The sequence below is a fragment of the Clostridium sp. AF32-12BH genome, from assembly GCF_003477935.1.
In the GTDB taxonomy this organism is placed as follows: domain Bacteria; phylum Bacillota; class Clostridia; order Lachnospirales; family Lachnospiraceae; genus Brotaphodocola.
The window spans coordinates 160,344-171,964 of record NZ_QUEH01000007.1 but is presented as its reverse complement, the minus strand read 5'-3'; the positions used below and the strand labels follow the sequence as shown (position 1 = coordinate 171,964).

Below are 11,621 nucleotides of genomic sequence, written 5' to 3'. Positions count from 1 at the left end.
CACCGCCTTCCTAAAATGATATATTTGAAGAAAATAATGGAGCAGAAGAGTAATCAGTCTTTTTCTTATTGTCTTTCAACAAGTCTTCTCGACGAAGTACTGCCAACGCAAAAGCACCCATGGCACACGTATAAGCTTTATCGTCGTGCATCTTGTTTTTCTTATCTTTTGACAATTCGTACTGTACACCGCCATTTGGAGTTTCGTATCTACACATATAAGAAACTTCCAATTTCAGTAAGTTAATGTTAACGAGTGCAAGTTTTTCCTCGAAAGATAATTCGTATGTTTCAAATTCGCCTTTGCCTTGGTCTAGCATAATAAAATCTTTATTATCGTAGTCTGTAAATGAAATCAGATTGAGTTTGGTCATTTTACCAAGTGCATCATAAATCACCTTTTTGTAACCTTGCGGGTCAATCAGATGAACTATCGGCATGGCATTGGTATATTTCTTTCGTGCGGTTTCGTATTGTTTATGCTCAGGGTCGATAATACCCCTATGTTTCAAACCGTCTTCACCAATCCAATCGTCCATTAACTGATCGGCAACGGCACTTACACCGCCTCCACCTGCACCTGCATCAATATAAAATTCAATATTTTCCCATTCGGCAGAGCGTTCACCGTTATACTCAATCATTAATTTTTTGATTATTTTTAACTGTTGTGGCATTGGTAATGGAGTTTTATTTTTTGACTCCTCATCAACCATAGAAACAACATTAACGAGTCTTAATTTATAGCCAACTATTTTATCGTTCACAACTTCAAAAATACTCAATACGCTTCCATCGAAGTTTCGAGCCGGGTCATAACAGAAAATGAATTTCTTTTTACCTGTATCGTTATATAGTAACGGTGGTCGTACTTCTGAGTTCCTAATTAACGTATCCATAGATACGACAGCGTTCTGACCGCCACCTTTACGGAATTTATTAAACAATTCTCGGTCAGCTAAATCCGGATCTTCCTCTATTGATTTTTCAATCTGTTCTCTGGTAAGATGAGATTTAATTGGCTCACCATTTACGGTTGAATGGTCTAATATTGTATAGGCATTTATATCACAGCAGAAATAGTTTTTATCACCCATAAACATTTTCTTTGCAAATGTTCTATATTTCTCATAGAATGGGAAAGTAACATCACCAGCAGAAGAAGCGTATAGTAGCTGTAATGGCATTTGTTTTGGGTCATAATGTTTTACCTTTTCTGTACCCAGACCAAAGCTGGTGTCTACGTTGATAAAGTTTTCGGTAACAGCCATTTGTTCAGCTGTTTGCCATGCCGTCTCATCGTATAGTACAGATCCACGTTTACCTCGAATCGCATTGAGGTTGGTCGAAAGAGTAACCAATTCTGAGTTATTAAATAACCTAAAATGATGTCCTGCCGGGTCGTGTATAAAACCAGTTTCGGAACTTCCATGATTCTCAATTTCGTGCATAAAAATATCCGTACATGTTTTAAATGACGGAATTCTTTGTAGTGCTATATCTTCAATTTTCTTGAAAACCTCTATGGACTGTGCCGCGGAGTTTGTGGAAATGTAGACCTTGTAATCCGGGATCAGCATCATTTTTGTTTGTAGATACACAGCTGCCAATGTTGTCTTTCCGGCACCACGAGAACATAACCATAAAGCGAATGGTTTGTTCCATGTTTCCATAAACATCCACGCCTGGTAATCCATGAGCTTAACACCCAAAAAGGTTTCCATAAACCAAATAGGAGAGCGTCGCCCCTCATTGATTATCTTCTCGTATTTCGCGTATTCTTCAAGTTTTCTTTGGCTAAATTCCTTAGCAGAAGTAGGTATATATATATCCATATAGACACCTACCTTTTCTTACTTTCTAAATCTTCAACTTTATTTTTCAGAATCCGATTTTCTTCCTCTAATCGTTCATTTTCATTCTGAAATCTAACAATCATTTCGCGCTGTTCTTTGATCATTTCTGTGTATTCGTTTGAATCAAAAGTCAGCTGATCCATGATACTTTGATTACTTAAATCAGCAATTTGCTTCATACTGGCAGAAGTGTTTATATCAAACAAATTCACTTTCATCTCTTCAAAACCGTCAGCAACAATTTCTTTCATTTTTGCTGATAAGGTATTTTTACCTTGCGTGGAATTCTTGTTATAGTTAGAGGCAATGTTATTATCTTTTGCGATAGTAGCAATAGAAGATAAGATAGAAGATTTGGAAGAAGTTAATTTCGCCACCTTGCTTTCATCAACATTATCCTTAGAAAGTTCAAGATTGATTGTCTCGTCAATTTTTCTGCATTGGCAATATAAATTTGAAAGCTGAATAACACACTGAATTTTATGACCGTCTTCCGATATGCCCTCAGCATCACAATAGCCAGACAAAATATTAAAGCAATATTTTCTATCTTGTTCCGACAAGTTTAAATCCTCAAATGGATCATATCCAACAATGGATATTACATATTTCATGTTTTGCTTATCCTTTTTTGTCCATTTGATAGAGCCGGAAACTGTGACAGAATCATCATCAGGCGCAACGGATGAAGGTCTATTAACATCAGCAAAAGCAGCGTTAATTTGTTGTGTTTTGCTTTTACTAGCGTTTGTATTCCTATGTATAAAACCGTCTTTTTCAGAGTCTTCATAACTCTTATTTATACACTGGCGCATACTAATATTTTTAAAATACAACTTAATAATGTCTCTGCCATACGATTTAATATCTTCTTTGTCAATATAAGCATGTTCTCTTTCAAACTGTTCATAAGCACTCATTAAATCATTTTTATAATAAGGCTTATCGAATTTTCGTAGGGTCTTGTTTAGTTCTACTTCATTGATTTCACCTGTTTCTTTATCCACGCACATATCAGCTATGCAGTCTTTACAAACAGGCAATCTTTCATCGACTGAAAAGAGTGGAGATTTACTAATATAAAATCCGTCCACTAATTTTTTTTCGGTTTTGCAACAAGTGCAAATTTTCTTTCCTTTTTGTTTGTTGGCTGGCGTAGTAGTGCCAGCGGTTCTTTTTGTTGGCACAACGTCACCTCCTTTTAATTCAAAAAAGCCGATTGTATTTGTAATCGACTTCCTAAAATTACTCGATATTTCTTCTCTCTAATTTCTGTGGTACAGTGATATATCCACCAATTAAGTCATAAATATCAACAATTGGATTTAAGCAAGAGTAGACTGCTAAATCAAAATCGCCCTTGGAAATTTCAACATACCCATCCATTGATAAGAAACATGGACGAATAACTTCATTAATTGTTTTCTGGCAATAATTTAAGTACATATGGTATGAAGTGGTAATGAAGTCAGCACCGTTATATCCCGTAATCTTAAAATAATGATAATCACATTCAGAATTTTTGATCATATAATATTTTCCAATATATTTTTCGTACATTATGATTCTCCTCTATTTTCCTTTAAAATAACCGCCCATGAAATGACGATTTTGAAGCGCCGTACCAGGGATTTGAACCCCGAAGCCATAAGACCAGACTGTTTTCAAGACAGCTTCCTCGACCAATCGGACGCACGGCATTTTTTGTGTTGGTGACTCTAAGCCAAACCTGTCCATGTTTTATCCAACACTTTGTATTCTTCCTGCACAAAAATACAACTTAGACATAGGTTTTTATGAGAGGACATTTGCAGTGATACTCTCAAGGCACTTTTTCTGTTTTCGGACTCATAATGAAAGTCCAATGGAATAGGTTTACCGTCTCTATTCCGACGTAAAAGACAGTGACTAGCTGCCAAACTTACTCAGCATGTTGTCGTCATACTGGCATAAGCGAGGAATATACTCGCGATATAATGGTTCTCACTATCATAGAGAAGCACGCCATGCGCTTGATGAATCTGGCAATTTTGGAAGTACGCACCCAGCAATTCAGCATATAAGAAACTAATACAGACATTAGCTCCTCGAAAGCAAGAGAGTGGAAATGACCCACTCACGGTTGTCTCTGTACGCACAGAAATTCCCGTAACTCAGTTTCTCGCGTCTGTCTTTCCAGCGTCAGAACGCCCAGCAGTCATGTCCTCAAACTAGCGCGCCGTCGCAACGCCGTCCTTACAACCTGGATAGGGTGGTTTGATGTTAGTGGGAGAAAATTAGATATTGATACTATCCTTAATTTTTCTAACTTTAGAAGAATCGCTTTTGATATAGTACTTCTTCGTCACATCGGTCCCAGAATGGTTGAGCATTTCAGAAACATCTTCCAAAGCAACACCTTCATTCTTCAGTAAGGTTGCATAACTATGCCGAAAATCATGCGGATGTAGTGTTGGAACGCCAATCATATTTCCGATTTTCTTACACCAATCATTCAAGGTGCTATCACGAATCGCTTTATCTTCCGTAACAAATGGAGTAATAAAGAGCCAACCATGATCATCAATGTTATTTTCTTTTCTGTACTCAATTAGTTTTTCAAGATAACTTTTTGTTTCTAAAGAAAAGCTCAATTCTACAATCTTTCCCTCTTTCTCGACCACATTGGAACAAATTCTTTCGTCAAGATCAACCTGTTTCCAGCGCAAATTTGCGATAGCGTGAACTCTCGCCATTGTAGTCAAAGACAGAAAAGCGTATGCCTGTAGCTGCACATCTCCATATTCTTCTAGTTTCTCACGCATAAGTTGCACTTGTTCTTTAGTTAAAAATGTCTGCACTGCAATAGGCTGACCTGATTTTGGTCTATCAATGAATTCTGTTGGAGCTTCTGTAATTAATCTTTTCTTTCTGAGAAATTTATAGAAAGCAGAAACGGAAGCCATAACACGCTTCATGCGATTTACGTTATTACCTTTCATTTTTCTGAAATAATAATATTCCGTAATATCATCCTCGGTTGCTTCCAATACAGATAAATTGAATTGCTGATTATACATATAGATAAACCACTGTTTTAAATCTGAATTATACTGCTGTATACTATTTTCTGATAAATCTCTTAGCGACATATCAACCTGATACTTCTGAAACAATTTTAATGTTTCTGGATTAATATGTTCCATTTTATCTTTATCATATAAATATATTCGTGGACTTCGTTCTGGCATTTTCTCACTTCCTTTCAAAACAAAAGAAGCGAGATAGTAGTAAACTAAGCCGCTTCTTGAACAATTTTATTTCATAGCAGAATACAATCTTTGTATAATTTCTTTTAACAATCAAACAGTTTGACCAGTTATATGTTTACTCTGTTATTCTCCAAACGGAGAATTATAAAATGAGCAACAAATAGGCGGGGTTGGATTCGAACCAACGTGTCCTAAGAAACGGATTTACAGTCCGCCGCAATCGACCGCTCTGCCACCCACCTAAAAATAGACGCATAAGCTGTTACACCCATGCGCCTTGAAGGAAAAGTTATTATGAAAAAATGAGGTGTACAACCTAGGAGAAGTTGTACGAATATCAGCACAGGCTTTTACACCTGCGCCGATTCACATTTTACTGTACGTCAGCAACCTCGTCTGGATGCTCCTCAGCCCACTTGTCACAAGCCTCGTCGAAGTTAGTACCAGGCCAGGTCTTCCAACCTCTAGCTGCACAATACGGACAATCATCCGGATGAGACTTGCCAGTTGCCGGGCCAAACTGTGCGGCATGTGCATTATAATCTGCCTCCTCAGATGCTGACTCAAAAGAAATTTTTCTGTTCTTGTAATCGTAAATCATAGTTTTATCCTCCATATTTTCTGAAAAAAATAGTTAATTAGTTACATTCCATTGCTGGAATTTATTATTTAAATAAATGTGGAAACAGTCTGCTCAGTGCCTCGATTGGTAACTCACGATTGCTGTATACAGACCAACTTTCATATCCACCAGAATTATCAGTGCGAGAGAAACTAACACCATTCATATCACCGTCTTTATCCTTAGTTACTTTTACGCCGGGCTTCACATTGAGCTTCTTATCTGAATCTTTGTCGACTTTGTCAAACAGTCCACAATCACAGGACTTTCCACATTCTTTCGGGTTGCAAATTGGCTCCTCATCGGCATAACCAAACAAGGTTACATCTGCGTCATTGTCAACAAACATATCAATGATTTCCTGGCGTACTTCGCCGTCCATATTGATATAAACAACATCGATATTCCATAAGAATCCGTCCATTTCTACCGGGGCTGCAAGCAGATCTCCGTCATCATTGATGCTCACAAAATACGGGCGATCAACCTCTTCAAGCAGATCAATATATTTTACAGATACATCATCATGTTCCAATGCCACATCTACAATATGAGCAATTAAGTCATAGTCCGCAATTACTCCAACTGTCTTATCAGTGTGGTAGCAAGCGCCCATGAAAACATCAGCAATATCGGCGTAGTCATCCACCTCGATGATATCAATGTCTCTATATTTATTTCTCATAATCCTATCTCTCCTTACGAAGTTACTCGTTTACATAGTCCTTAATTGCCTTAGCAAATTTACACTTGATCGCCTTTTTAGCAGCAACCTGTACAATTTCGCCTGTACGCGGATTTTTAGCTTCCCTAGCAGGTTTATCCTCGACAAGCATTTTGAAGAATCCATGCACATCAAGTACGCCGTCCTTCTTTAAACCGGCCTGCATAGCATCAAGAACTTTCTCTACAATCTCGGTTGCGTCCTTTTTAGAGAATGATTTACCGTCTAATTTCTCCGCAAATTCGGTATCTTTAATGTCTTCGACAAGACAATTAATTAAATCTACTTTCTTCATTTATAAAAATGCTCCTTTATCTCAACTAAGTTTTTTTGTAACAGAAAGAGGGTAGTAGCTCGCACTGAGTCTACTCCCTCTGTATGTTGGCTTCATTAGCCAAAATATAAAAAGCGCCAATACAGGGTTTGAGAGTTTGATCGTTTTGGCGCTAATTATCCAACTGAATATCATACAGACATACTAATCCGTTCTCATTTACAACGGATACAGTCTGTTCTGGTTTATTTGCTTTTCTAATAGAAACTGCAAATTGGTCTGCTCCCGACATACATCCTGACTCTAAGACTTTGCAATCAGCAACCGTAGTCATTCCATTGGTGTGACGATGACCAAGAAGTATGATGTCTGGACGCATTCCAAAAAGTAACGTGAAATTCTGCACTACATTGCTCGGAGAATCCTTATGCCCATGTGCCGCAAATACCTTTGTCCCACGAATACTAAACATGGCAATTTCAGGCTCGATTGTGTTATCATGGATTGAAATATTTTCAAAGTTCTGCATTCTCGCCTTCAGATAAAAAGGTAGCAAGAGATCCATATTCTCACCGTCTAACGCATCTTCTTTTTTCGGGCTGATTCGAGAATGGTTTCCAGGTGTGACATACACATGAACCTGATTAAAATGATTTGCGAGACAAGATAACATTCCAGAAATTAATTCAGAAACAAGTTTGAACTGTTCCATTAAATCCATATTATTCTGTAAGCGCAAGTTATTATGGATCAATCCTGATAGAACCTCACCAATAACTAGATGAGCATTTTCAGAGCCATGGATTTTCTGGATTTTCAGAATTTCAGAAGTATATTTTTCAAATCTTTTGCGAAGAATATCCTGATCGAAGTCGTTACACCAATTATGAATCTCGATTCCAGCATGAATATCTGTCACATGGATCAGCAGATCATTGGAACCAACAATATCTGACGTATCAACATAATTCATATTGATTGGCTCAACATTTTCACAGATGATTCTTTTAACCATGTCGGTATAAGATTCTTTGCGGGCTTCCTGGCGAATCAGACGGTTGTACTCAACTCTTGCATCAGAAAGCTTGATTTTCTCTCGTCTCATTTCCTGAATCTTTACATCAATGTCACTTCCAGAAGTAGTATCATCATCCAATCCAAGCTTATATTTTTCGTATTCACTTCTCATTTTCCCGCCAAACGGAGTGGAAGAGGATTTGCGAATAGTGTCATAACTGCAATTGGCATTATATTTTTCCTTAATTTCCGACCAATCGTAGTCATTTTCTCCATTGATTTTATCATCAATATCAGTGATGATTTTGTCATATGTTTCAAGAGTTAAGCCATATTTTGAAAGTTCTTCTTTGAATTTTTCAATATTAAACAATCACTCACCAACTCTCTTTACTCTGCATCATCCGGCAGTTCAAAAGTAATTTTGAAATTTACAACCTCCGCATCTTTTGGAAGTGCTGCAACTACATCATTGGTAATATCCTCACCAGTGTCGGTATCTACTAAGCGTAAGTCACGTACAGAAATATTTTTTAAATCCAGAGTTCTTTTCGCCGGATTAACTTTCGCTGCTGTTTCATTTACTTTAAACATATACTCGTTTTCCTTTCTCTCATCAAAAATAGGAGAGCAGTGCGCTCTCCCTAAATAATTTCATCTAAACTGGTTATTGTTTTCTCTGCTACACCATACTTAATAGCTTCATCTGCCGATAAATACCAGTCGTTGCCAAAATTCTGATCAAATTCTTCTTTTGGAATATTGGTTCTTGCTAAAACAAAATTACCAAGTTCTTCAATCTGTCTCTGATAATTTAATAATGCAGCAACTACCTCATCATAATTTCCACTAAACGCACCCTGTCCCTTATGTAACAAGAATTCAGCAGTAGGGAATGTATATCTCTTATGACATGCAAGATAAATAAAGCAACCACTTGATGCCGCCATTCCAACATTTACGCCAATAACAGGTGTCTTGCTTAACGAAATGGTATCAACCAGGCAATTATTAACCTCTAAATCACCGCCTGGACTGAAAAAGATAACCTTAATTGGCTTTCTATCTTCTAATGGAACATTATTCTGTTTATCTTCGAAATTCCACTGCATAATCATCTTTGCATATTCGAGGGTTAATGTTGAAATTTCATCATCAATCCAAAGAATTCGATTCTCATAATTTCGATAGAACTGTAACAATGACGGGTCAGGAAGCTGTAAATTTTCGACATTACTCGGAATCGCGATGTCGAGGTATGTGGCATCTAATTTCTTTTTATTTGAAATATCTTTAATTTCCGTTTTATTCATAGGCACGTTGGCCTCCGATTTCATAATATTTACTCCGTTAAGAGCATAATAAAAGAGAGTCGTTGTTTAGACTCTCTGGATTTATTATATAGGTTTTATCTTTGTTTAGAAAATAATTATCTAAAATAGAATTTATATTATCACGTTCCCAATATGGAATACGCATCAATTGAATATTGTGGTCTATACAATGAAGATTCTTTGCCTGATCACGTTCTTGGCTTTCAGAAAATCTAATATTTGCAATTTCGGCACCTTCCCCTTTAAAGTCAATTGCTTTGTAATGCTGTTCCCCATCATATTCAATAGCAAGATTATTCTTCGGCAAATAAAAATCAAATCTTAATGGATTATCCCAATAATCTGTATATATCTCATGACTGTCGTGTTCATAAAGATAATTATTGTCATTCAGATAATTTATGATTATTTTTTCACCAATAGAACATGTACAATCATTACATTTTGTTTTTCCATTCAGATAACATCCATAACTTGTGATATATGGTTTACCACATTGTTCACATGCAATTAAAAGATTATAATCTTTATAAGATGTGTAATTCGATAGTAATTTGTTTTTCCCATTTGCTTCTATTGTTGCACGCACTTCTTCTATAGAATATTTTTGCTTTTCAACCATAGACTCTCTACCGCAATAATAACATCCTCGTCCAGTTTTAAGATGTATCCAATTATTCCATTGGATACCCTTATCTATATGTTTATTGCAAATATAAGGCATTTTTGTTGCATTATTTACATAAATTGATGGCATCATAATGCAATCATTATCTTTGAATGTTGAAATCATTTTATTCAATATTTCTGTTTTCTTCGGAATATTTCTAGCTTCCCATTTTTCTCTGACTTTTCCGTGAATATGTGATGAAGCTGTACCATATCTAATCTTTTTGATGTCAACGCCTTTTAGCGCCCTACAGTCATAACAAGCAATTTTATTAATGATATTCGCACCACGATAATATTTTTTGATCTGCATTGAGAATATTTTTCCGCAATAATCACATTGAACATCAATGTATTTATCACTAGCATGAGGCATATCTTCGAATTTTACCTCGAATTCATCTCCAAAATTAGTAAAAACATATCCTTTGTCTTCATAATATGCTTTCTGAAAACTATTCCATTTTACCAATACTTTTTCTGTTAAAACCATATTTACAACATCTCCTTCGTAACATTATTTAAGAGATGAGATAGGTAGCTTTTTCCACATCCCATTTCTCTAAATTTTTATATAGTAATTCGTCCTTTTTAAACAAAAAGACCAGAAAGCCTTTTGTTTTCTGGTCTGTATCGATCCTAATAACTGGACATCCATTTTCAATTAAAAAATTTGCAAGTCTTTTACTTTTGCAAACAAACATATCCATTTCCTCACATTTTTTCCGCAATCATAGCGATTTTACTTCTGTAAATATTCTGCAATTCAACTTCACCATAGCAGTCTTCACCACGAAATATTTCTGACATTCTTCTCATACCATTATTGCTCCCGGCATACTGAGACAAATCGACCTGAGTGTTGTAGTCGCCGTCAATGACGCAAATAGAGTCTTCTCCAATTCTCTGCAATGCAAGTTTCATAAGAGAAATGTCCATATTCTGAGCTTCCGTAATATAAACACCTGCTGACATTCCATTGGTATCGTAACCACGCACATCAGACATCGGCAAAAGTTGAATCTTGCCCTGAGTTACCATTTGCTCTAAGCCAAATGAGTCACCGAGTTTAGCTGACAGCATGTTACCAATAGAACTATCAAGTAATTTTTCGTCTTTGGAGCCAGGATAATAACCAAGTTTCGCAGAATTTGCAGTTGCTACAGTATTGCAGAAAATAATAATCTTTTCAATTTTTCTTTTTTCAAGTAGATACATTAAATATCCAATGGCAAGATAAGATTTACCTGTTCCGGCAGGTCCCTTGATCATTGTAATCTGATTTGTCGATAAGCTATTTAAAACCATTTGCTGATACGGATCACCATTATACGGTTTTACAGTGCCAAAATAATTTGATTTTACAATTGGATATTTGAGATTCTGATACATCTCTCCATCCCATTTTAATTTATCAACAATATTTCCATTGGAATCTTTGAGCAGAAGATACTCATTGACTAACAAATCAAAAATATTTTCATTCAGATGTTCATAGAAATGTGCCATAGATGGCTCATTAAGAGTTACTTCTTTAAAACCAGTATAAATATCAGTCGGTTCATCATTGGCGCTTTCAACATTTAAGCCAAAGACCCACCTTGCAATGGCTTTACAAGCTAAGTCATTTGTAACAAAAGTAACGTCTTCGATAGTAGAAGCAGATGCACAAATCTGATTATCTGGTGCGTTTTCAAGACCTTTTTCATTGAGGATGTCTAAGATTTTCTGATTAACAATGACAACCTGATATTTATCAGGATTCTCGTCCAGAATATGTAAAATCTTTCTTGCTTTATATCTTGTTTCTTCTGTTTTTGTACCGGAAACTTTGATATGTTCCAGTTCCATTAAGGTTGTACTACTGAGCCAAAA

At 36.2% G+C, this 11,621-nt stretch carries 12 protein-coding genes and 1 tRNA gene; all 13 read right to left on the bottom strand.

The features are described 5' to 3' along the window. Positions 1-10: 10 nt before the first annotated feature. Entirely contained in the window at positions 11-1,834 is a 1,824-nt protein-coding gene (locus DWZ40_RS09105) for a terminase (RefSeq protein ID WP_118542735.1), read from the bottom strand. 8 nt (positions 1,835-1,842) lie between these two features. Next, a complete protein-coding gene (locus DWZ40_RS09100; RefSeq protein ID WP_118542734.1) occupies positions 1,843-3,042 on the bottom strand; it encodes a hypothetical protein in 1,200 nt (399 codons plus the stop codon). 58 nt (positions 3,043-3,100) lie between these two features. After that, positions 3,101-3,415 (bottom strand): hypothetical protein, encoded by a 315-nt coding sequence (locus DWZ40_RS09095; protein WP_118542733.1) that lies wholly within the window; start codon positions 3,413-3,415, stop codon positions 3,101-3,103. Between the two features lie 716 nt (positions 3,416-4,131). Next, a complete protein-coding gene (locus tag DWZ40_RS09090; RefSeq protein ID WP_118542732.1) occupies positions 4,132-5,085 on the bottom strand; it encodes a site-specific integrase in 954 nt (317 codons plus the stop codon). 182 nt (positions 5,086-5,267) lie between these two features. Continuing rightward, a tRNA-Tyr gene (locus DWZ40_RS09085) sits at positions 5,268-5,348 on the bottom strand. A gap of 131 nt (positions 5,349-5,479) precedes the next feature. After that, positions 5,480-5,707 carry a hypothetical protein gene (locus DWZ40_RS09080; protein WP_118542731.1) on the bottom strand — a complete coding sequence of 76 codons (228 nt, stop codon included), beginning with the start codon at positions 5,705-5,707 and terminating at the stop codon, positions 5,480-5,482. A gap of 64 nt (positions 5,708-5,771) precedes the next feature. Continuing rightward, complete coding sequence (locus DWZ40_RS09075) at positions 5,772-6,413, bottom strand: hypothetical protein (RefSeq protein ID WP_118542730.1); 642 nt, start codon at positions 6,411-6,413, stop codon at positions 5,772-5,774. Positions 6,414-6,435: 22 nt separating this feature from the next. Continuing rightward, positions 6,436-6,747, bottom strand: coding sequence for an HU family DNA-binding protein (locus DWZ40_RS09070; RefSeq protein ID WP_118542729.1), 312 nt, complete (start codon positions 6,745-6,747; stop codon positions 6,436-6,438). 151 nt (positions 6,748-6,898) lie between these two features. After that, complete coding sequence (locus DWZ40_RS09065) at positions 6,899-8,116, bottom strand: metallophosphoesterase (protein WP_118542728.1); 1,218 nt, start codon at positions 8,114-8,116, stop codon at positions 6,899-6,901. A gap of 17 nt (positions 8,117-8,133) precedes the next feature. Next, a complete protein-coding gene (locus DWZ40_RS09060) occupies positions 8,134-8,337 on the bottom strand; it encodes a hypothetical protein (protein WP_118542727.1) in 204 nt (67 codons plus the stop codon). 50 nt (positions 8,338-8,387) lie between these two features. Then, positions 8,388-9,056, bottom strand: coding sequence for an ATP-dependent Clp protease proteolytic subunit (locus DWZ40_RS09055; RefSeq protein ID WP_182431689.1), 669 nt, complete (start codon positions 9,054-9,056; stop codon positions 8,388-8,390). A 37-nt stretch (positions 9,057-9,093) separates the two neighbouring features. Further along, positions 9,094-10,239, bottom strand: a complete 1,146-nt coding sequence (locus tag DWZ40_RS09050; protein WP_118542725.1) for a hypothetical protein — start codon at positions 10,237-10,239, stop codon at positions 9,094-9,096. Positions 10,240-10,460: 221 nt separating this feature from the next. Then, a complete protein-coding gene (locus tag DWZ40_RS09040; protein ID WP_118542723.1) occupies positions 10,461-11,597 on the bottom strand; it encodes a PhoH family protein in 1,137 nt (378 codons plus the stop codon). Between the last annotated feature and the right edge of the window lie 24 nt (positions 11,598-11,621).